The sequence below is a fragment of the Hyunsoonleella jejuensis genome (assembly GCF_900111025.1).
In the GTDB taxonomy this organism is placed as follows: Bacteria; Bacteroidota; Bacteroidia; order Flavobacteriales; family Flavobacteriaceae; genus Jejuia; species Jejuia jejuensis.
Genome location: NZ_FOFN01000004.1, coordinates 19729 through 43315, shown reverse-complemented (window position 1 = coordinate 43315; position 23587 = coordinate 19729). Strand labels below are relative to the sequence as shown.

General features: G+C 34.7%; 19 protein-coding genes. 5 read left to right on the top strand and 14 right to left on the bottom strand.

What is annotated here, in order from left to right; all coding sequences use genetic code 11:
• Both BMY39_RS12960 and BMY39_RS12955 read right to left on the bottom strand, forming a co-directional pair.
• Complete coding sequence (locus BMY39_RS12960) at positions 1-1314, bottom strand: ABC1 kinase family protein (protein WP_092580388.1); 1314 nt, start codon at positions 1312-1314, stop codon at positions 1-3.
• A 6-nt stretch (positions 1315-1320) separates the two neighbouring features.
• Complete coding sequence (locus tag BMY39_RS12955; protein WP_092580386.1) at positions 1321-1977, bottom strand: TetR family transcriptional regulator C-terminal domain-containing protein; 657 nt, start codon at positions 1975-1977, stop codon at positions 1321-1323.
• A gap of 360 nt (positions 1978-2337) precedes the next feature.
• Between BMY39_RS12955 and BMY39_RS12950 the strand changes: the two genes are divergently transcribed.
• On the top strand, positions 2338-3186 hold the full coding sequence (locus BMY39_RS12950) for a DUF2911 domain-containing protein (RefSeq protein ID WP_092580364.1): 849 nt from the start codon (positions 2338-2340) through the stop codon (positions 3184-3186).
• A 196-nt stretch (positions 3187-3382) separates the two neighbouring features.
• Here the strand turns inward: BMY39_RS12950 and BMY39_RS12945 are convergent, their stop codons facing one another.
• From BMY39_RS12945 to BMY39_RS12910, 8 genes are all read right to left on the bottom strand, one after another.
• Entirely contained in the window at positions 3383-4372 is a 990-nt protein-coding gene (locus BMY39_RS12945; RefSeq protein ID WP_092580362.1) for a Gfo/Idh/MocA family protein, read from the bottom strand.
• A complete protein-coding gene (locus BMY39_RS12940; RefSeq protein WP_092580360.1) occupies positions 4350-6062 on the bottom strand; it encodes a sodium:solute symporter family protein in 1713 nt (570 codons plus the stop codon). The genes BMY39_RS12945 and BMY39_RS12940 overlap by 23 nt, the downstream gene beginning before the upstream one ends.
• A gap of 113 nt (positions 6063-6175) precedes the next feature.
• Complete coding sequence (locus BMY39_RS12935) at positions 6176-8707, bottom strand: PIG-L family deacetylase (RefSeq protein ID WP_092580358.1); 2532 nt, start codon at positions 8705-8707, stop codon at positions 6176-6178.
• A 178-nt stretch (positions 8708-8885) separates the two neighbouring features.
• The gene (locus BMY39_RS12930; RefSeq protein WP_092580356.1) at positions 8886-9365 is read right to left on the bottom strand and encodes a hypothetical protein; all 480 of its coding nucleotides are present in this window, start codon (positions 9363-9365) and stop codon (positions 8886-8888) included.
• A 261-nt stretch (positions 9366-9626) separates the two neighbouring features.
• On the bottom strand, positions 9627-10745 hold the full coding sequence (gene dnaN / locus BMY39_RS12925; RefSeq protein ID WP_092580354.1) for a DNA polymerase III subunit beta: 1119 nt from the start codon (positions 10743-10745) through the stop codon (positions 9627-9629).
• A 162-nt stretch (positions 10746-10907) separates the two neighbouring features.
• Positions 10908-13292, bottom strand: a complete 2385-nt coding sequence (gene gldG / locus BMY39_RS12920; protein ID WP_092580352.1) for a gliding motility-associated ABC transporter substrate-binding protein GldG — start codon at positions 13290-13292, stop codon at positions 10908-10910.
• A gap of 87 nt (positions 13293-13379) precedes the next feature.
• Complete coding sequence (locus BMY39_RS12915) at positions 13380-13676, bottom strand: putative quinol monooxygenase (protein WP_092580350.1); 297 nt, start codon at positions 13674-13676, stop codon at positions 13380-13382.
• A gap of 11 nt (positions 13677-13687) precedes the next feature.
• Positions 13688-14554 (bottom strand): SAM hydrolase/SAM-dependent halogenase family protein, encoded by an 867-nt coding sequence (locus BMY39_RS12910; RefSeq protein ID WP_092580348.1) that lies wholly within the window; start codon positions 14552-14554, stop codon positions 13688-13690.
• Positions 14555-14713: 159 nt separating this feature from the next.
• Between BMY39_RS12910 and BMY39_RS12905 the strand changes: the two genes are divergently transcribed.
• Both BMY39_RS12905 and BMY39_RS12900 read left to right on the top strand, forming a co-directional pair.
• Complete coding sequence (locus BMY39_RS12905) at positions 14714-15667, top strand: PhoH family protein (RefSeq protein WP_092580346.1); 954 nt, start codon at positions 14714-14716, stop codon at positions 15665-15667.
• 156 nt (positions 15668-15823) lie between these two features.
• Positions 15824-16774: a phosphoribosylaminoimidazolesuccinocarboxamide synthase gene (locus BMY39_RS12900; protein ID WP_092580344.1), complete on the top strand. Its 951-nt coding sequence runs from the start codon at positions 15824-15826 to the stop codon at positions 16772-16774.
• Here BMY39_RS12900 and BMY39_RS12895 read toward each other — a convergent pair whose 3' ends face one another.
• Positions 16775-17761 (bottom strand): aldo/keto reductase, encoded by a 987-nt coding sequence (locus BMY39_RS12895; RefSeq protein WP_092580342.1) that lies wholly within the window; start codon positions 17759-17761, stop codon positions 16775-16777.
• 73 nt (positions 17762-17834) lie between these two features.
• Positions 17835-18611, bottom strand: coding sequence for a carbonic anhydrase (locus tag BMY39_RS12890; RefSeq protein WP_092580340.1), 777 nt, complete (start codon positions 18609-18611; stop codon positions 17835-17837).
• Positions 18612-19154: 543 nt separating this feature from the next.
• Between BMY39_RS12890 and acs the strand changes: the two genes are divergently transcribed.
• On the top strand, positions 19155-21062 hold the full coding sequence (gene acs / locus BMY39_RS12885; protein WP_092580338.1) for an acetate--CoA ligase: 1908 nt from the start codon (positions 19155-19157) through the stop codon (positions 21060-21062).
• A gap of 7 nt (positions 21063-21069) precedes the next feature.
• Here the strand turns inward: acs and BMY39_RS12880 are convergent, their stop codons facing one another.
• Complete coding sequence (locus BMY39_RS12880) at positions 21070-21684, bottom strand: fumarylacetoacetate hydrolase family protein (protein WP_092580336.1); 615 nt, start codon at positions 21682-21684, stop codon at positions 21070-21072.
• A gap of 105 nt (positions 21685-21789) precedes the next feature.
• Here BMY39_RS12880 and BMY39_RS12875 point away from each other — a divergent pair, with 105 nt between their 5' ends.
• Complete coding sequence (locus tag BMY39_RS12875; RefSeq protein WP_245738285.1) at positions 21790-22329, top strand: DinB family protein; 540 nt, start codon at positions 21790-21792, stop codon at positions 22327-22329.
• A gap of 1 nt (position 22330) precedes the next feature.
• Here the strand turns inward: BMY39_RS12875 and BMY39_RS12870 are convergent, their stop codons facing one another.
• A complete protein-coding gene (locus BMY39_RS12870) occupies positions 22331-23554 on the bottom strand; it encodes a multidrug effflux MFS transporter (protein WP_092580334.1) in 1224 nt (407 codons plus the stop codon).
• Between the last annotated feature and the right edge of the window lie 33 nt (positions 23555-23587).

Sequence of the window (23587 nt, the reverse complement as noted above, 5' to 3'; positions counted from 1 at the left end):
TTAGGATAATCTCAAATAATTATTGATTTTGATGTTTTCTGCTTTTAAATCGAACATCAAATTATAAAGTCCAAAAAATGTTCTGTTGATGTATATAAAATGCTTTGATCCTCTATTACCATTCATTTTCCTTAAATCCGTATTTTTTGAGTAACGCTCTCCAAGTTCGGCGATTTTCCCAAAAAAGGTCTCATCCGAAAAATTGAAACGCTCCTGATGGAATGGTTGTGTAAACAGACTTAACATTTCGTGGAACATATCCGTAAAAAACTCCAATTCTTCTTTACTATCGTCTTCCCTTAAAATCTCTAGCTGATACAATTTGTTAACAAAGTACTTACGGTTATTAATGTTTTCTGGTAAGGCCAGCTCAAAATAGGGTGTATAAAATTCTAGAGGGATGGATTTCATACACCCGAAATCAAGTGCTATTAATTCTCCTTTTTCAGAAATCAGGAAATTCCCAGGATGTGGATCAGCATGTACTTTTTTCAATTTATGAATTTGGTACATGTAAAAGTCCCAAAGGGCTTGTCCTAATCTATGTGCTTTCTGTTGGTCTTTATTATGAGCCGTAAACTCCGAAAGATGCTCACCTTCCATGTAATCCATGGTGATGATACGTGCAGACGATAATTCTTCATAATATTTTGGAAACTTTAAGTTTGAAATATGCGCGCAAGCTTTTGATATCTCTTTGCTTTGGGCAACTTCTAAAATATAATTGGTTTCCTCAACCAACTTATGTTCTACTTCTTTAAAATACTTATCAGAATCTTTTCCCTTAATATTGAACATGCTCATAGCTATTGGTTTTACCATAGCTAAATCTGAAGCGATACTCTCCGCAACTCCTGGATATTGGATTTTCACAGCAAGTTTTTTCCCATTCTTAGTTGCGATATGCACCTGACCGATGCTAGCAGCGTTAACAGAAGTTGCGTTAAAAGTATCAAATAGTTCATCGGGATGTTTCCCGAAGTATTTTTTAAATGTTTTAATGACGAGTGGTGGCGATAATGGTGGCACCGAAAATTGGGCTAGAGAAAATTTTTCCACATAGGCTTGTGGTAAGATACTTTTTTCCATACTTAACATTTGCGCTACTTTAAGTGCGCTACCTTTAAGTTGTTTTAGCCCGTTGTAAATATCAGCAGCATTGTTTTGGTTTAGACGTTCCTTTGCTGCGTCTTCGGTATTTACGAGTTTATCGCCATAGTATTTTAAATAATTAACGCCTACCTTTGCACCGGTAGACACCAGTTTTGTAGCGCGTTGTATTTTTGAAGTAGGTATGCTATCTATGGTTTTCATTTAATATTAATTCATTTGAAATTTTTCTTTAAATAAGAATTTGCCTAAATCTAAAACACTTTTTAGAGGCGCAATATCTAATACATCAAAAGTGGTATTAACTGATTTTTCTATGAAAATATCTGTCTTTTCGAAAGAAGCAGACGTATCGTCGAGCCAAAACTTCATCGTTAACAATAACTGTAACCATGCTGATTCTTTAAGCGCTTTATCCTGAAATTTTTCAAACTGTTCTTGCTTAATGTCTAACATTTGAATACCCAATTCACTCACATACTGCGTAAAATGTTTCTTTAAACCAGATAACATTTTTAAACCTTTAAGATCCGATTTATACTTATCCAATACATGTTTTACATAACTTCTATTCGCAGTAAGGTTTTCGAAAAAGGTATAGTAGAAACTTAATAGCTTGTTTCTAGCATCAAAAATTTTATAGTCTTCGCTTTTGCTCAAAGCGGTTATTGAATGTGTGAAAAATGCTTCAAAGATGCCTTTCTCAATAGCTTCGAATGAAGCAAAATATTCGTAGAATTTAGCTTCTTCAAAGTTATTAATTTTGGAAAAAGCAAATACCGTCTTAGGGTCTGCATCGTGCTCCAAAACATAATCCATATACCAGGTAATGATGTCGTTCTTATTTACTGATTTTTTCTTCGCCATAATTCTATTATTTATGGTAAAGATACAAAATGTTTAACATATATTAAAAAAAGTTAAACAAAAATAAATATAAAGCTATAAGGTTTGCTTATTGGGTCTTAGCTACATGCTTTGTACGTCTAAATTTGCACTTAAAAACTAATATAAATACTTCAGCATTGAACGTATAATAAAACGGTTTTATCACAATATTAGTTCCCTAATTATTCATCAAATCGGATAAATTATAAACATAAGCCCGTATAGTAACGTTCAAACTAATCATAAGTAAAACACATCATCTTATTTTAAGCTTTTGTTAACAATTACCGATTTTAGATTAGTTAATTTTAAAAAGATTTAAATTAATAACTAGAGAACATGAAAAAATTACTATTATTATTTATGACTTGCGCCACAGTTTATGCTGTACAGGCACAAATTAAAACACCACAACCAAGCCCTAGCGCTAAGTTGGAGCAAAAAGTTGGACTGACGGATATTACCATTGAATATTCTAGACCAGGCGTTAAGGGACGGAAAATATTTGGAGGTTTAGTACCTTATGGTGAGATGTGGAGAACTGGAGCTAACAAAAATACAATTGTTACCTTTAGTACCGAAGCTACAGTAGATGGACAAACTCTTAAGGCAGGATCTTATGCTATTTTCACAAAACCTGGTGAAGAAAACTGGGAGGTGTATTTTTATTCTGATACGGAAAATTGGGGTGTACCACAAAATTGGGATGAAAGCAAGGTTGCGGCCAAAACTACTGTAAAATCTTATCCATTAGATTTTAATGTGGAAACCTATGCTATGGACATTAATAATATTACCAATAGTGGAGGTCACCTAGAGTTTATTTGGGAGAAAACTTATGCCGCTGTACCTTTTACGGTTCCTACTGATAATGCTGTATTAAAGAGTATTAGTGACGTAATGGGAGGGCCAAGTGTTAACGATTATTTCTCTGCTGCGCAGTATTACATGCAGGAAAATAAGGATATCCAAAAGGCCAAGAAATGGATTGATACAGCTATTGACATGACAAAAGATAACCCTCGTTTTTGGATGTTGCGTTTACAATCCCTTGTTCATGCTAAGGCTGGCGAGACTAAAAGTGCTATTGCAGCTGCAAAACAGTCTTTAGAGCTTGCAGAAAAGGCTGGCAACAAAGGGTATGTAAAAATGAATCAGGATTCATTAAAAGAGTGGGGCGCTATGTAATACTTTGGCCTCTTAGAATTTTAGATTACTATATAATTTAAAAGAGCGCAGCTAGTTGTAGTTGCGCTCTTTTATTTTGGGCGTTACCCTGCGGGTTGCACTTTCCACTAAAAGTTTTGACTCGATGCATGCCTCGCCAAAAGCTACCGCTGTAATCGCTAACGCGAGTGTTTGCTTAAGACGTTTCTAAACAATTTTAATACTCTAAGTTAATTAGTGAACGAACGTGGTCTAAAGTTTTGATTAATTGTTCGCTAAAGGCAAACGTCATTACATTACTTTCAGTTTTTTCTTGCCTTAGAAGTTCATTAAAATGGATAGCTTCATAATTATACCCAATGGTATTGTAACCAAAATCTAAAGTTTCAGGCGTACCGTTTTTTGGAATTAAAGTTACCGTTGTAGGCATGTGGAACATACTATTTATTTTAATAGTACCACGCTCGCAATAGAATATGGCTTCAGTTCCTGTATCTTCAACTAACGTACTTTTCAAATACGCTTTTGCATTATTGTCATATTCAAAAAGCATATCACAAGAGGAATCAGCACCATTTTTAAAATAACCGGCTTTGGCTTCTATGTTTTTTGGCATACCAAGAGTAGATATGGCTGCAAAAATAGGGTAGATGCCTATATCCAATAAACTACCGCCACCAAGCGATTTATTAAATAATCGGGACGAATTATCAAATGCACGGTAAAACCCAAAGTCTGCTTCTAATTTTATAACATCTCCAAATATTTTATCTTCTAAAGCCTTTAAAACATATTGATAGTGCGGTAAAAAATACGTCCACAATGCTTCCATGAGCAGTACATTGTTTGCTTTAGCTGTTGCAATCATTTTTGATACCTCATTATAATTCATAGCAAAAGGTTTTTCGCATAAAACAGCAATACCTTGTTTTAAACAAAGCAACGTGTTTTCCATGTGAAGTGCATGAGGCGTAGCAATATATACAGCATCAATATTTTTATCTTTAGCTAGGGCTTCATAACTATCGAAAGCGGTTACGGCCAAATACTTATCAGCAAATGCATGGGCTTTATCTTGGTTTCTTGAAGCTACTGCATATAATTTTGCACCTTCAATTGTTAATAAATCAGTTGCAAATTTATGTGCAATATTACCAAGGCCTATAATGCCCCAGTTAATGGTTTTAGATATTTGTGTATTGTTCATTTTTAGATAACCCTTGTATTAAACATGCTATAAAAATAACAATAATACAACCAACAAAATTCAACCATAAAAATGGAAGGTTAATATACTCGTATTCATTCAAGAAATACAATGCGATTACAAGAATTTGTGTAATTAACGCTGCAATAAAAACCGCATTACCTTTTACGAATTTAAAGAAAAACGCTAGTAGAAATATGCCTAAAACATTACCGTAAAAAATAGATCCTATGATGTTTACAAGTTGTATTAAGTTTTCTGCAAGATTAGCTACACAAGCAACCCCGATGGCAATAATTCCCCAAAGAAACGTAAACCATTTTGAGGCTTTTACCATTTCCTCTTCTGTTTTTTCAGAAACATTTCTTTTATATAAATCCATGGTCGTGGTAGAACCCAAAGCATTGAGTTCACTGGCAGTACTAGACATAGCTGCACTTAAGATAACGGCTAGCAACAATCCTATAAGTCCACGTGGGAGATTATTCAAAATAAAATGAATAAATACGTAATCTTTATCGTTGGTCTCTATTTTAAGGTCTTTATCTTTCGCAGCTTTTTCAATAAGCACTTTAGCTTCATTTTTAACGTTTTCGTTAAGCTGATTTAAATGTTCAATATTAAGGGCTACAAGTTTTGAATTTTCATGATTTCCTAGAGCTTTTACTACCCTTTGTTTATCGTTATGAATAATGTCCCACTCATTTTGTAAAGCCTTATAGGCATCGGCATATTCCGAATTTAGAACTACTTCCGTAGCATTAGGGTTAAAGTTTATTGGTGCTTTATTAAATTGGTAGAACACGAATACCATAACACCTACTAGGAGAATAAAAAATTGCATTGGCACTTTTAAAAGTCCATTAAAAATTAATCCTAGTTGCATTTCTTTTACAGATTTACCTGAAAGATAACGTTGTACCTGGCTTTGGTCTGTTCCGAAATAGGACAACATTAAAAACGTACCGCCAATAATACCACTCCAAAATGTATAACGGTTATTTAAACTAAACGAAAAATCAAGAACTTCCATTTTGCCACTTGCACCTGCAATTTCCAAGGCTTTAGTAAAACTTATATCTTGTGGTAACTTATTTACTATGATAAGAAATGCCACGAGCATTCCAATAAAAATTACTACCATTTGATGCTTTTGTGTCACATTTACCGCTCTTGTACCACCAGAAACAGTATAGATAATTACTAAGAATCCGATAACAATATTTAGAGTGAGTAAGTCCCAACCTAAAACAACTGATAAAATGATAGCAGGCGCAAAAATGGTAATACCTGCCGCTAAGCCACGTTGAATTAAAAATAAAATAGCGGCCAGAGTTCTTGTTTTTAAATCGAATCTATTCTCTAAAAACTCATAGGCAGTATATACCTTTAAGCGATGGTATAGCGGTATAAAAACCATACAAATGACAATCATCGCTATGGGCAATCCAAAATAAAACTGAACGAAACCCATGCCATCATTATAAGCTTGACCCGGCGTAGAAAGAAAAGTAATTGCACTGGCCTGAGTTGCCATAACAGACAAACCAATTGTCCACCATTTTGAGGTGTTGCCACCACGTAAGTAGTCCTTTACATTTTTACTTCCACGAGTTTGCAATGTGCCGTAAGTAACAATTGCAATTAGCGTTACGGCAAGTACAGCCCAATCTACCCAATTCAACTGCATATCTTAAAAGGCTTTTGTTATAATATAAAAGATAACGAAATACAACGCATTTGCTACCAAAACGATAGTGTACAATGTAATCCATTTTTGCTTTGGTGCTTCCTTCATTTGGTTTAATCTTCTAATTTTAGTGATGCTTTTATCTCATCTTTACCAAGCGAAAGCATATTGGCGAATAAGCGGTATGCTCCAGAAACACCAGCAGGAAATTCCCTAAAAAAGCTTAGACCTGTGTAGATATAATGCCCTTTGCCATGTTTGGCAATCAATAAACTTCCATTTTTGGGAGTTTCACCTTTATCGTTCATCGATAGGATAGGGGTAAACTCATTACTCCAATTATTTGCAAAGTACAAACCACGCTCCTGTGTCCAACCTTCAAAATCTTTTTGTGTGATTTTGTTTGGGAAATTCAATACTTCGTGACCTGGATCTAGAAAACGTACCTCTGCATTTTCGTCAGTAACCCGATCATGCGATAATGTAATATCATAAGGTGCGATATTCTCTAATAATAAGCCATATGATTTGCTATACTGCACAATCATGTTACCTCCATTTGCAACGAAATCGAAGAGTTGTTGTTGCTTAAACTGTATATTTTCTAACGTATTATATGCTCTAATACCAACAACTATAGCATCGAATCTGCTCAAAGTTTCAGGGTTAATTTCCTCAGGCGAAATTACGCGAACATTATAACCTATTTGTTGTAAACTTTCAGGAACAACATCACCAGCGCCTTGAATGTATCCTATATTTTCACCACGTTTTTCAATGTTTAAGCGCACAACTTTGCTCTCACTTGGAAGTAAGACTGTTTGAAATGGAATATGCTCGTAGTCAATTGCAATCAATTCTCTGGAATAATCCTTATCTCCAATATGCACTATAGGTCCAATTAATCCTTCGCTTTGGTTGGCAGGAGGGAATACCGTAAAAACTAAAGTTTGTTCTTCGCCCTTATGGGCAATAGATACTTTTTGTTTTTTGGGATATATGTTCCAGTTTTCGGGATGGCTAACTTCGACATCGCCATCTATATTATCCCGACCAGCTTTCACAATAACAGTAATATCTTGTTGGTGGTTGTTTTCAAAAATGATAACCTTCTCTTTGATTTTTGCTGATGTTTCAGGAATAATTTCAAACGGACGATACAACTCGCCTTTATCGGGTTTGGAAAATCTTTGAATTACAGGTTTAGTAAATGTCAAAGGCGTATTTTCAATTAAAAGATTGAAACTTATAGAATAAAACCTTGGGGTTTCAGGTTTTCCAATTAACGATTGGTCTTCTACTTGATACATCCCCAATGTCCCTTTTTTATCTAGCCAATAGGGTGTTGTTGGAGTAGCGTTTTCATGTATTTTTAAAACTTCCTTAAAAGTGAAACGAGTATTGTTTTCAAGATTAATATTTTTTGAAATGGGTTTTTCATTAATATTACCGATACTTACTAAGGTTATTGGCAATGCACTTCTATTTAGAACTTCAAGGCTTACATCAACCATATCGCCTGCAGTGGCCCAATTAGTGTTTGCTGATGCTTCTAAATACAAACCAGCGCACATTTCGATTATCGCTTTTAATTCTTTAGTTTTTTGAGTTTTCCAGTGCTCGTTTTCAATATTTTGTAGCAATCTATATGCGTTTAATAAATCTGAAACATGAACAGATGGATTTTTAAAATTGAAGTTATTCTCAACTGCTACTAAAATATCTCCAATGGCTTTTCCTCCTTTAATACGATTCCATGAGGTATCTATACCGGCAAAAATTTCTGTTGCCCCATTACCGTCAAGTGGCTCCCCTTTTAAAAACTCTATATACTCGTCTTGAGTGCCACGTGTGGATATGCGACCAAAACCTTGGCACAAGTGCTGACTACTTGCTAAAGACGCAAGCTCATTATTGCTCATACCTTTTAACGGGTAGTAAGTGCCAATATCTAAACGTACCATATTGGATTTATCTACTTGGTCAAACGCTTCCCTGCTACCATAGCGCCACCAACTTGTATTATAAAATAATCGTTTAGGTTGCCAAACACTCGCTTGTTCCAAGTGTTCCGTATATTGGGTTTTATCATTCGCAATATCAAAAGCTTCTAGACTTAACATAGCCGATGTTGTATGGTGTCCATGTGTTTTTCCAGCTCTTCTGTGGTCAAACCTATTTATAATGATGTCTGGTTTAAACTGTCTTATTGCCAAAACCACATCGCTCAACACTTGATCTTTATCCCAAATTTCTAGGGTTTCGTCCGGGTGTTTAGAGTAGCCAAAATCGTTTGCTCTCGTGAATAATTGTTCACCACCATCTATTCGTCTGGCTGCTAAAAGTTCTTGGGTTCTAATTACACCTAGTAATTCCCTAATTTCGGGGCCAATAAGGTTTTGACCTCCATCCCCACGTGTTAACGATAAATAAGCTGTACGCGCCTTTACTTGGTTGGACATGTATGAAATTAGGCGTGTGTTTTCATCATCAGGATGTGCAGCTACATACAATACCGAGCCTAAAAAATTAAGTTTTTGAATGGATTCATATATTTCAGAAGACGATGGTGTTTTGGGCTTTTGGGCTTTAAGGACTGATAGCGAAAATACTGCTATTAAGGCGTAAAGTATATGTTTTTGCATAATTATCGGTTAGATATCTGCCAAATATAAATAAAGAAACCAGCGGGTGCACTGGTTTTAAATTTTATTTAACGTGTTGAACAAATGCTACGTCATTACTAGAAAGAACGCAGAAGTAGTCTTAGCGAACTTAAGGACTAATTCTAGATAACCACGTTTTATTTGCAATATCAAGATATTATATCTGTTTCATGTTTTTTTGTTCAGCTTTTTTCTCTGGTTCTGGCGGAATAATCATACCTCGATTGCCATTAAAGAATAAACGCTGAATAGAATCCATACGTCTCATCATTTGTTCGATGTGTTGATTATGATTCATGAATCCTTTTTGAAAGAAATTGTCTGGATAAAACCCTCCTCCAGATATGGAATCTCTTCCGAAGAAATCATCAAAAAATGAATCTTCAAAAAAGGAATGGTTATTAAAATGTTGTTGAAATTGAAGTTTTAGGCTATCGCTTAGTTTTCCGTTTGAAGAATAACTGTAAGAATAAATTGAATCGTAACGTTTTAAGTTCCCAAATTCATCATATTCCTTGTTTACGGTAATGTTCTCGTCGGGTTTAATAGTGTTTTCTTCAGGTTTTTGAGCTTTGTTTTGTCCTGAACAATTGAAAAATAACAGACAAAACAAAGGCAGTAGTTGCAATGTTTTCATCTTAATTTATTTTAGAATTATAGTTAAAACATTTATAGTTTTTCAAAAAATATGCCAGTCAAATTTTATGAAGATTAAGGGTTTGCAAATGTCAAATTGACAGTAAAGAATCTATACTTGATCTTCGATTTTAGATATAAAAAATATAATTGTCATACCGTTAGTAATTGATAAAATATTATTGGTTTTTTTGGTTAAAATAAAAAAGCAGCAACCAAAATATGATTACTGCTATTTTTTATTTAGAGGTTGTTATTCTAGTTAGGAATTCAACATCACAGGCATCACCAACATGGTTATTTGCTCGCCATCATCCAACCCATCTACTGGGGTTAAAATGCCCGCACGATTTGGCATACTCATTTCCAACTGTACATCGTCTGAACTTAAATTATTCAGCATTTCAGTTAAAAAACGGGAGTTAAAGCCAATTTGCATATCATCGCCTTGGTAATCACAAGTTAAACGCTCTTCTGCCTTATTGCTATAATCTACATCCTCGGCAGAAATATTTAATTCGGCACCAGCTATTTTTAAGCGAATTTGGTGCGTTGTCTTATTAGAGAAAATACTAACACGACGCACAGAATTTAAAAACTGTGTTCTGTCAATTGACAACTTATTTGGATTTTCCTTTGGAATTACTGCTTCATAATTCGGATATTTCCCATCAATTAAACGACAGATTAATTCAGAATTTTCAAATGTGAATTTCGCATTAGAGTCGTTGTATTCAATGGTTACTTCATCTTCACTACCAGCCAAAATACCCTTTAATAAATTTAAAGGTTTTTTAGGCATAATAAATTCAGCCACCTGACTTGCGTTTACATCCTCTCTGGTGTATTTAACTAATTTATGTGCATCTGTAGCTACAAAAGTTAAGCCCTCTGTAGAGAACTGAAAAAATACACCACTCATAACAGGCCGTAAATCGTCGTTTCCTGCGGCAAAAATAGTTTTACTAATGGCTGTTGCTAATATATCGCCTAAAACCACGGTTTTGCTTGGGTCTTCTAAAGCCACAGCCCTTGGAAATTCTTCACCACTCGCATAAGCCAACGCATATTTACCGTGGTTAGAACTAATTTCTACAGTATTATTGTCTTCAACAACAAAGGTTAAAGGCTGCTCAGGGAATGTTTTTAGCGTATCAAGTAATAACCTTGCAGGAATGGCAACGCTACCTTCACTGTCACTTTCAACGTCCATAGCAGAAGACATAGTGGTTTCTAAATCGCTTGCAGAAACGGTAAGCTTTGTGTGGTCTAATTCAAACAGAAAGTTATCTAAAATAGGTAGGGTATTAGAGCTATTGATAACTCCACCCAAAACCTGTAATTGTTTTAAAAGATAAGTACTTGATACAATAAATTTCATTCGTAAATTTTTATTTAAAAGGTCTGTTGTAATGTATTTGCTTATGAGATTCTATTATTTTTAAAACTCCTAAAAGCAAATCCTGTCACGTTTAGTTTTGTAAAATCTATACCTACAAATATATTTCAAACCTGCGTTTTATCGAAACAAACTTATTAACAGTTACGCTGCGTATTTTTTCTTTCTAAGGTAGTTAAATACAAAACCGAAAATACCTAGTAAAACTATTGGTACTCCAATGTTTAGAAGTTGCCAACTGGTTTTTTCTTTGGCAATTTTTTCTTGATTTAAAAAGGCAACATCTATTTCTTTGGTACGAATGTTTATAAGTCCGTTATCGTCCAACAAATAATTGACTGCGTTTATCAAAAACTCTTTATTACCATACAATTTCCCGGTCCATCTATCAAAACCCAATTCTTGCGATTTGTTACGCACTACATCATTTTTAATCACATCGCCATCAGCAATTACAACCATTTTACTTTGTTTGCTTTTTTCTTTGGTGTTGGGTAGAGTAAAAGGTTTGATTCGATTTGCGAAAGCCGACTTAAACTCACCTTCCAACAAAACGGCAAGTATTTGTGTTTCATTTTTAAAGTCTTTCGGATCAATAGGTTTAGTCACTAAATCTAAGCTAATCTCTCTTGGTGTACCTTCTAATCTAGATATTGGTGCAGTTTCTAAAAGGATGGTTTTTTTAACGTTGTTTTTAAGGGTATCAATATGGTTTGAAAAATCAAAACGCACCAAATTCAAGTTATTGGTAATGGGGTGCTTTCCATTAGAGGTGGCTAATGGTGAATATGGCCAGTTTAAGTGCTGGTATTGGGCATCGCTACCATCTCCAATAGCTAACGTGATAGGTGCGGAGTAGGGCGTAGCTACCATTACTGGATTAATACGCAAACCGTAATTAAAGAAAAAATCCGTTAGGTTTAAATCCCTGCTTATGGCATAATTTTTACCAGCGTCGTTATACAAACTGTCTTTCTCCATAGCTACTGCATCTAAAAGCCATAAGCTTTTACCTCCTTGCATGGTGTACTGGTCTAAGACAAACTTTTCGTTTTCGGTAAAGGCCTCTGTAGGTTTTGCAGAAATTACTAAGTCGTAATTATTTAAATCTTTTAATGTGTTTTGTGGGTTGCTAGCGACACTATCTAGCGTGAATGGAGCTATAAAGTAATATTCTCCAAGTGTTTTAGCAATATCCGCAATGTATTTATCTTCCAATTGCGCATTGCCTTTTAGAACTGCTATTTTCTTTGATTTTGGTGTTACTAACTTTTTAAAACCGTCCGCAAAGGCATATTCCAGGTGTTGTACAGAGTTGCTCACCAATTCTTGTTGAGAAGCGCCAATTTTAGTTTTAATTAATGGAATAATTACGGTTTGCTCGTTATAACTGGCCAATGCCCATGGAAATATAACTTCCTGAGTGGCTTTACCGTTTTCTTTAACTTCCAGTTGCATTGGTGTTAAACCACGTTGGGTTAATACTTGTATGGTTTGTTCTCGAGATGCTTCATTTTCCAAAGGGTTAATAAAATCGAAAATAATATTCTTATTCTCATTTGAGAATTCTTCTAGTAACTGTCGCGTCTCTGTTTGAAGGCGTCTAAATTCAGAAGGGAAATCTTCGCCCTTTAAAAATATATCGACTACTAAAGGTGAATTGGCTTTGTTCACGATATCTTTAGCAGATGCGCTTAAGGTGTAACGCTGGTCTTTAGTTACATCAATACGCTTGTACATATAATGTGAAGCTATATTTAGAATGAATATACCCACTAGAATGCCGGCAACTTTAGTCAGATCTTTCCGTTGAAGTTTTCCAGTTTTTATACCAAGTTTCGTCAACAGGATAAAAAATGTAATAACACTTAAAAAGTAAATAATATCTCTGGTATCAATAACACCACGGCTGATGCTTTTGTAGTGGTAATTCATACCTATTTGTTCTACAATAGCACTTGAGGTAAACTCTGTAATACCTTCAAAACCAATATAAAAGAAAAAACATATAAATACAGAGATGATAAAAGCTACAATTTGGTTATTGGATAGTGTAGAACAAAATATACCAATTGCCGTATAAGCCCCTGCCAAAAAAATCAGTCCTAAATAAGAGCCCAAAACACTACCTAAATCTATATTTCCAGCGGGGTTTCCTAATTGATAAACGGTGTAAACGTAAAGTAATGTTGGCAATAACGCCATTAAAATTAGTACATATGCACCAAAATATTTACCAAAAACAATATTGAGATGAGACATGGGTTTTGTAAGCAATAGCTCTAGTGTACCTTGTTTTTTTTCATCAGAAAAGCTGCGCATGGTAATAGCGGGAACTAGGAATAATAAAATCCACGGCGCTAACAAAAAGAAGGCAGATAAATCGGCAAAACCGTAATCTAGAATATTAAACTCACCTTTAAACACCCATAAAAACAATCCGTTAAGCACCAAAAAAATAGCAATAACTAAATAACCAATTGGTGATGCAAAAAATGTATTGATTTCTTTTTTAAGTATTGCTAGCATTTAATTTTGGTTACTGGTTACTGGTTACTGGTTACTGGTTACTGGTTACTGGTTATTCAAAAATCGTTAATTGTTAATCGTAAATCATCAATCTAAAGACGCCAACTTCTCAACGCTCCACGCCTCAGGTTTTGCATTAAAAAGTACCTTGGTTTTGCTCCATACGCTTTTAAACAGGTCTGAATGGCGATAGTTTTCCAAATCTGCCTCAGACTTCCAATAGCTATACGTAAAAAAAATATCTGGGTTATCTTTATCTCTATACAATTCTAAAAACTCACAACCAGTAAAACCTCTAATTCGTGTTTTACTATCTTCAAAAATACTTAGGAATTGTTCAATATGGGTAGCTTCAAAACTCATTTTTACAATACGTACCAGCATAATTGTTTTTTTTAGAACGTGTCTTGGTTTTGTGGTACAACAGGAACTGTTATAAAGTCTATACCAATAGTATCTCTAACACCAAGCCCCATTAGGGTAGCGGCACTACCGTGTTTTTTCGAGTCGCTTTTGTACATGGCGATTTCCAAAAACCCGCCAGAATTAAAAACAACTAACCCCTTACCTTCGTCTTGACGTTTTTCTTTTGGAATATCAAAATTCACTACATCACTATACTTACCATAAATGGTTTTAAATTTATACTGTCTCGCCGTTATTTCAAATTTCCGACCTTTTTGAATCGTTTCAAAAAAGTGTTTACGCACATTGGTTACTACATTTCCGTAATTATCAATATAAATTACCCTGCCAATTATTTTTGTTTTATCATCATTTACGTAAGGTTTTAAATTATTGATAGGTTTAATGGTATCAATAGGTTTTCCAATCACCTCCAAAGTGCCACCGCGAGCAATGTGGCAGGCTACTTTTACAAAAACATCAAGCACGGGAAAACTGGTTTGTATTTTATCGTGGATGTTTATTTCTACTATTTTTTCAGGAGCTATTTCAGAACAAATCATGCTCATAATACCATTATTAGCGCAAATAAAATAGTGGTCGTCTAGTTTCATGGCAATATGCTTGTTCTCCACATTCAACTCAGAATCTATACCTATAATATGAATTGTGCCTTTAGGAAAACTGCTGTAAGCATTTTGTATAACGTAAGCAGCCTCGGGGATATTAAATGGCGATACCTGATGGGAGATATCAACAATATTCACATCAGGAAGTTCACTATAAATAGCGCCTTTTGTTGCGCCAGTAAAGTGATCTTTCTCACCAAAATCGGTTGTTAATGTAATGATTGCCATGGGCAAAATTGTTGATATGTTTTTAAGGTTAACTCCTCTAAAATTATGTATTTTTGATTTGAGAGAAATATAGACACAAATCTAATAAATCATTTCATCTTAAGCCATAGATATTGCTGTTAATGTTCCTCATCTAAAACCTATATTAAATAAACGCTTTTGAACGAAATTATTATTGAACTTGAAGAGATTACTCCAAAAGAGTTTTTTGGAGCCCACAATACCAACATAGAACTTCTAAAAAAGTACTTTCCAAAATTAAAAATTGTAGCACGCGGAAATAAAATTAAAGCTTTTGGCGATGAAGATTTGCTAGAAGAATTTGATAGACGCATAACTATGCTATTAAAACATTTTGCCAAGTATAATAAACTGGATGAAAACGTTATTGAGCGTGTTTTAACAAGCCAAAGTAGCGAAGATTACACTACATCAAAACAAAGTGGCGAAGCCATCGTGCACGGTGTTGGGGGAAGAATTATAAAAGCACAAACCGCAAACCAACGAAAGTTGGTAGAAAGTATGCGTACAAATGATATGGTTTTTGCCATAGGTCCTGCAGGAACTGGTAAAACCTATACAGGTGTAGCTCTAGCAGTACAAGCCTTAAAAAATAAGGCGGTAAAGCGAATTATTTTAACCCGCCCTGCAGTAGAAGCTGGTGAAAACCTAGGCTTTCTACCAGGTGATTTACAGGAAAAGTTAGATCCGTATATGCAACCCTTGTATGATGCTTTGCGTGATATGATTGCTCCCGAAAAATTGGCAAATTATATAGAAAAAGGTACCATTCAAATAGCTCCGTTGGCATTTATGCGCGGTAGAACCCTAGACAATGCATTTGTAATTTTAGATGAAGCGCAAAATACCACGCACGCACAAATGAAAATGTTTTTAACCCGTATGGGCAAAAATGCAAAGTTTTTATTAACTGGCGATCCTGGGCAGATAGATTTACCGCGCCGTACAATTTCGGGGTTAAAGGAGGCATTGTTAATTTTAAAAAACGTAGAAGGTGTAGGTATTATATTTTTAGATGATAAAGACGTGATACGTCACAAACTCGTTAAAAAAGTAATTGAAGCATATAAAAGTATAGAAAATAGGGATTAATTTTTTGTAGCTATTTCCCGCTTTCGGCAGTCGCTCTCTGCGAGGAGCTCCAACAAATGCCTCAATCGGGGCTATGGGTTTAGGCACGACATTAAAATTCTAAAATAAAAATATAAGAGCTAGAAATCATTGGCTATTAGCTAAAAATAAAATATAATGAGTAATACGATAATTGATACCAATTTCAATTTCCCAGGACAAAAAAGCGTCTATAAAGGAAAAGTAAGAGAAGTTTACAATATTAATAACGAACAATTGGTAATGATTGCTACAGACCGCTTATCGGCTTTCGATGTGGTAATGCCAAAGGGAATTCCATATAAAGGTCAAATTTTAAATCAAATAGCCACAAAAATGATGGCAGCAACTGAAGATTTGGTGCCCAATTGGTTAACCGCAACGCCAGACCCCAACGTAGCCGTAGGCCATTTATGTGAGCCTTTTAAAGTTGAAATGGTAATACGTGGCTATATGAGTGGGCATGCTGCACGCGAATATAAAGCAGGTAAACGTATGTTATGTGGTGTGCCAATGCCTGAGGGCATGAAAGAAAATGATGCGTTTCCAGAGCCAATAATTACCCCAGCAACTAAAGCAGAAATGGGTAATCACGATGAAGATATTTCGAGAGTGGATATTTTAAAGCGCGGTATTGTTTCAGAGGAAGATTATTTGGTTTTAGAAGACTACACCCGTAAACTATTCCAACGTGGATCAGAAATTGCGGCATCTAGAGGTCTCATTTTAGTGGATACCAAATACGAGTTTGGAAAAACCAAAGATGGCAACATCGTATTAATTGATGAAATTCACACACCAGACTCCTCGCGTTATTTTTATGCAGAAGGTTATGAAAAACGCCAAGAAAAGGGTGAACCACAAAAGCAGCTTTCTAAAGAATTTGTGCGCCAATGGCTGATTTCTAATAATTTTCAAGGTTTGGAAGGGCAAACCGTGCCATTTATGAGCGACGCATATATTGAAACCGTTTCAGAGCGCTACATCGAGCTCTACGAAAACATTACGGGAGAAACTTTCGTTAAGGCAGATGTAAGTGCTATTCAACAACGCATTGAGCGTAATGTTTTATCATTTTTAAATGCTTAGTTAATAGGCACCGCGTACATGTTTGTGTATTTCATTTTCATACAAAGCACTTAATGCCTTATGTGTTTGAGCAGAAAGGCGACTTAATTTAGCAGCTTCAACATTCGAGACAACTTGTTTTGGGGAGCTCGCTCCAGGAATAATCGTGCTCACAGCATTATGGTCTAAAATCCATCGTAAAGCTAATTGTACCATAGACAAATCACTAGGAAGGATGTTCTTTTCAATAGAATTAACAATGTCTATTCCTTTTTCAAAAGGCACACCTGCAAATGTTTCTCCAACATTAAACGCATCTCCGTTTCTATTGTAATTCCTATGGTCTTCTTCAGCAAAAGTGGTGTTCTTGGTGTATTTTCCGGTTAACAAGCCACTAGCTAAAGGCAAACGTACAATAATACCAATGCCATTGGCTTCAGCTTGAGGCAATAAGTCGGTAACTAACTTTTGCCTGAAAACATTAAATATAACCTGTAATGAAACTAAGCCCTCCTGTTGCATACAAAAAAAGCCTTCTTCTATGGTTTCTACACTTGCACCAAAATGATGTATTAGTCCTTCATTTTTTAAATCCCGTAACCAATCAAAAATATCACCTTGTTTTAAAACGTCAAATGGTACACAATGTAGTTGTAATAAATCTAAAGCATCTATACCTAGACGTTCTAAAGAACCTTCAACAGATTTTCTAAGTTTATCCTTTGTATAACTATTGGGAAAAACATTACCGTTTCTACCAAATTTGGTCGCAACCCTAATGGGTTTATCCTGCTGTTTTAAAAACGCACCAATACGTTTTTCACTTAGGCCGTTACCATAAACATCAGCAGTATCAAAAAAATCAATACCATGTGTTGTAGCTTCATTTAAAATTTTAAAACTAAGCGCTTCACTTATGCCAGTGCCCCAATCGGAACCTAATTGCCAGCAACCTAAACCAATTTCACTTACCTCAAAACCTTTTGCTCCTAGTTGTCTATGTTCCATAAAATCGATTACAATTTTTGATTAATAAATATCAATTGACAAATTGATTTTAAGCCTAAAGATACATATTCTGCTAGTAATGAAAGGACACGATACGATCATTTATAGGTTGTTCGTTACGGTAATTATTTAAAGGCATATTGTTCCTTAGTTTAATAACCTCTTCAACAGATAAAACTATGGGCTCCTTGAATACAATCCAGTTCACATTTTCGCTGCATGGAGGTGTGGTTAAAGAACCGGTATACGAGTAATAGTGCTTATCTTCTAACAATAAACTGGATAAATCTATTTTTTGATGTATATCTTTTATTTCTCCATTTTTTAGGGGTAGAAAACTTTCAAAAAACTCAAACAATTGACTTTCTTGTCCTTCTTCTCCTAGTAATCCTAAAACGGTAATATTTCCAGAGTTGCTGATATGTACCAAATGCATTTCAATAGGGTATATTAAGCCGTTAATTTTATGTTCTGAGGGTTCATGGAAATGAATTTGCTTTAAGTAATAGGTTTCATTTTTATAATTTATAGAATCTCCCGCTTCAAAATCAAATTGTATGGAGTGTCCATTGTTTTCTACTTCCTTTAAAAGTGTTGTAGGTGTATATTGAATTTTTAAATCACCTTGAAGTTTTACAGAATCTGCTCTTCTATGAATAATATTAATAGGGGATTGATATTTACCATCACAATCGGAATTTTTTTCTATTTCTATCCAATGCTCAGGTGAGGTTTCTCCAGAATAGCTCCAATGCGCGTGAGATAAATGCGACTTATGTTTTTCTTTATCATATTGAACACACGATGATAGTTGTAAAAGCAGTAATAATATACCGATAGTCGTTTTCATGGAATATAAATAAGTATTAGTTTGAACAAATCTAATATGTATTAAATTATTAAAACCTTACAAAAGTCAGTTTAATTAAAAAAAATCAACTATTACGTTTTCTAGATTTATTTGCTTTAGCTAAAAGATTAAAGGCTAAAAATAAAGTTATTGAACAGCTTAAATCATCCTCATAACCAAATCCATCAGGTGTTGCAAAAACGTAGACTTTCGTCGGTCACTTTGTAAAGTTGATAGGTAACTATGCAAGTTTTTATTGGTTGCTTAATTTGAGTGCTTATAACTTAGGGCTATTAATTTATCCTAAAGAATATATTTGACCAAAACCAAATAAACAGCAAATACAAAACGTTAGTATTTCGACTTAATTAAAATTGTTGTTTTACTCGCTACATGAAGGACTTTTATTCTTTCTATTTTAGGACCATTAATAAACATAAATATTCATTCTCTTTCCGATTGGCGCGAAAATCTAAAAACCGAAAATCAAAAAATGTGCTTTTATTTATTAATTTAGAGGTTTTGAATGAAAAAACTAACTAAATGAGTAACTACCACATAAAACACCTAGAAGAATATTATCAAGTTTATAGAAAATCTGTACGAGAACCTGAACACTTTTGGGAAGAAGTCGCTGAAGAGCATTTTTTATGGTACAAGAAATGGGATAAGGTATTGTCTTGGGATTTTACTAAACCAGAAGTAAAATGGTTTGAGGGAGCAAAATTAAACATTACAGTGAACTGTATCGATAGGCATTTAACGACAAATGCGGACAAGACAGCAATTTTGTTTGAGCCAAATGACCCCAATGCTGAAGCAGAACACATAACTTATAGGCAATTACACCAACGTGTTTGCAAATTTGCAAATGTTTTAAAAAGTAAAGGAATTCGTAAAGGAGACCGTGTTTGTATTTACTTGCCAATGATTCCTGAGTTGGCAATAGCAACTTTAGCATGTGCACGCATAGGAGCAGTACATTCTGTTGTCTTTGCAGGTTTTTCTGCCACTGCTTTGGCAACTAGAATTAACGATAGTGATTGTAAAATGGTAATCACCAGTGATGGGTCCTACCGTGGTGCAAAAACTATCGACTTAAAAGGCATAGTAGATGAGGCATTGGAAGATTGTCCTGGTGTTGCATCTGTTTTGGTGGTAAAGCGAATTAATTCTGAAATTAATATGTTAAAAGGCCGTGATGAATGGATTGCGCCTTTATTGGATGAGGCATATAGCGATTGTGTCCCAGAAATTATGGATGCTGAAGATCCTCTTTTCATTTTATATACATCTGGTTCAACAGGAATGCCTAAGGGTATGGTGCACTCCACAGCTGGTTATATGATTTATACAGCTTATACGTTTAAAAACGTATTTCAATACAAAGAAGGTGATATATATTGGTGTACTGCCGATATAGGTTGGATTACCGGACATAGTTATATAGTTTACGGGCCTTTAGCCAACGGAGCAACAACGGTTATGTTCGAAGGTGTACCTAGTTATCCTGATTTTGGGAGGTTTTGGGATATTGTTGATAAGCATAAAGTAAATCAATTTTATACTGCACCTACTGCAATAAGAGCATTGGCAAAAGAAGGTTTAGATTTAGTTAATAAATACGATTTGTCCTCTCTTAAAGTTTTAGGTTCTGTAGGAGAACCTATAAATGAGGAGGCATGGCATTGGTATAATGATAATATTGGTAAAAACAGAAGCCCTATAGTTGATACTTGGTGGCAAACTGAAACAGGTGGTATTATGATAACTCCGATACCATTTGCAACACCAACCAAACCAACATACGCTACATTACCTTTTCCAGGAATTCAGCCAGCCTTGATGGATGAAAATAATGTGGAGTTAAAAGATAATCAAGTAGAAGGGCGTTTGTGTATAAAATTTCCATGGCCGAGTATGGCAAGAACTATTTGGGGCAACCATCAGCGTTATAAGGATACGTATTTTTCCACATTTGAGAATAAGTATTTTACAGGAGATGGTGCTTTGCGTGATGAAGTAGGCTATTACAGAATTACAGGTAGGGTAGATGATGTGATTATCGTATCAGGACATAATTTAGGAACTGCGCCAATTGAGGATGCTATAAACGAACACCCTGCAGTGGCTGAAAGTGCTATTGTTGGATTTCCTCATGACATTAAGGGCAATGCACTTTACGGATATGTAATCTTAAAAGATGTGGGTGAAACACGAGATCATAATAATTTACGTAAAGAAATCAATCAGATTATAACAGAACATGTAGGCCCTATTGCCAAATTAGATAAAATTCAGTTTACCAAAGGCTTACCTAAAACACGTTCAGGTAAAATAATGAGGCGTATTTTAAGAAAAATAGCGAGTAATGATACAAGTAACTTAGGTGATACGAGTACCTTATTAAATCCTGAAGTAGTTCAGGAAATTATGGATAATGTGATTTAAGGTCGATTTAAACCATTTTAAAATCTAACAACAATTCCCCCTCAATCGAAGCTTGTAAATGGTCACCTTTATGAATTAGCCCCGTTCCAGCAGCTGGTGTACCCGTAAAGAATAAATCACCAGGTTCTAAGGTCATAAACTTAGAAACATAAGAAATAATTTCAGCGAAATTATAAATCATCATAGATGTATTTCCTATTTGCTTTTGCTCTCCGTTTATTTTTAGATCGAAGTTGATGTCATTCAAATCTGAAAATTCAGAGATAGGTTTAAAGCCTGAGATAGGTGAAGCACCATCAAATCCTTTGGCCAAAGCCCATGGCCATTTTAGTTCTCTATTAGCTTTTAGTACGTCTGTAGCTGTATAGTCAATGCCAATGGCTAATGCACTTATATAAGAGGCAGCTTCGGCTTCAGATATATCTTTGCACGTTTTTCCAATTTTAGCAACAAGTTCAACTTCATAAACAATCTCATTTGTAATATTTGGATATGGCACATCTTTATTTTCAGTAACAATAGAGCTATCGGGTTTTGTAAAAATGAGTTGATGTCCAGTTTTTAATGCCGCAATTTCTGATAAATCGTTAACATAATTTTTGCCAATACCTATTACTTTCATTTGTATTTTATTTTATTAAAGATTTGGTGAAAGTATAAAATTATACAGGAAGATTAAAAACAAAAACATCAAATTTTAATCAGTTATTATATTTGTTTTACTTTGATGAAATTTAAACTTCAGTTTATGTATAAAAATGAAATAAAAACCCAAGAATATAACACCTATTATGAAGTTTATTTAAATAAGCTATCTGATGATTTAGGTTTACTTGATGGTTTTCAAAAAGGGAAACAGGGAGTTGTTGATTTCTTTTCATCTTTACCCGAAGAGAAACATAATTTCGCTTATGCTGACGGAAAATGGACAGTAAAAGAAGTTTTTCAGCATTTAATTGATACAGAGCGCGTGTTTATGTACCGGTGTTTTCGTGTTGCTAGAAGAGATGCTACGCCATTGGCAGGATTTGATCAAGATGATTTTATAATGACTTCTGATGCAAATTCAAAATCAATAGAATTATTACTTGAAGAATTCACATCTGTAAGAGATAGTTTTACCGTGCTATTAAAAACGTTAACACCAGAAGACATAGAATTTATTGGAGAAGCTAGTGGTTTTCCAATTTCAGCTCGAGCCATAGCCTTTATTAATTTAGGCCATTATTTATGGCATATAGATGTTATAACAGAACGCTACTTATAGATTAAACAGTAACTGTCTCGGGTCGTTTTCTCATTATGAGAAAAACAAATACCGATAGTATACCAAATATTGAAAAACCAATAAATAGAGGTAAGACTGAATTAGAAACAAAACTGCCAATATAATTAGCAATAGGAACAGCCATAACTGTACTTACAAAACCGTTTATTGCAGCACCTATACCTGCGATATGACCTAGAGGTTCCATGGCAATGGCACGAAGATTTCCAAATAAAAAACCTACAGCAAAAAACTGTAACGCTAAAAAACCTAACAAAACTACAATGCTTGGGTTATTACCTGAAATAAATAAAATAACATATAATATTGACACTACGGAATACGCGATGGCTGCGGTAAATGCCATGCGCCACATGCCGTATCTTTCAACAAGCCGGCTATTTAAATATGTAGCAAATCCTACTGAAATAGCTAGGCTTGCAAAAATGTAAGGAAACATTTCAGCTAAATCATATTGTTCTTGAAAAATTTGCTGCGATGTACTTAAATATACCATAAATGAGCCAGTAATAAAACCAGAAACAAAAGTAAAAGCTACAGCATCCTTATATTTTAAAAACTCTTTTACGCCATCAACAAAGAGATGGGAAGAAAATTTTATGCGCTTTTCTTTTGGCAATGTTTCATTTTGCCTCAGTCCAAACCATATCATAACAAGTACACCAAATATTAAATTGAAATAAAATATCGATTGCCAATTGAAAAGTATGATTAACCACTGGCCAAGAGTTGGAGCCACAACAGGAACAAGGATAAAGAACATAACGATAATAGACATTACTTTTGCCATATAATCACCACTGAACATATCTCTAATCATAGATAAGGCTATACTTCTAGGAGATGATAACCCAACCCCCTGAAGAATACGTCCTATAACCATGATTTCAAAATTTTTGGTAGTAACACAAATAATACTTGCTATTATAAATAATGAAAAGCCAATATACACGATTGGTTTTCTGCCAAAACTATCAGACAAAGGCCCAAATAACAACTGACCAAAACCTATTCCAAGAAATATCATGGTAACAAGTAGTTGATTGTCATTAGCGTCAACAACCCCTAAATGATTCCCGATATCCGGTAGTGCCGGCAACAGTGCGTCAATCGATAATGCCACAATAGACATTAAAGATGCCATTAATGCTATAAACTCAAACTTAAAATGCTTCTCCTTTTTCACGTTGCAAACATATAGCATTTTCCAAGTTTTAATTATAGTTTATCATTTTAT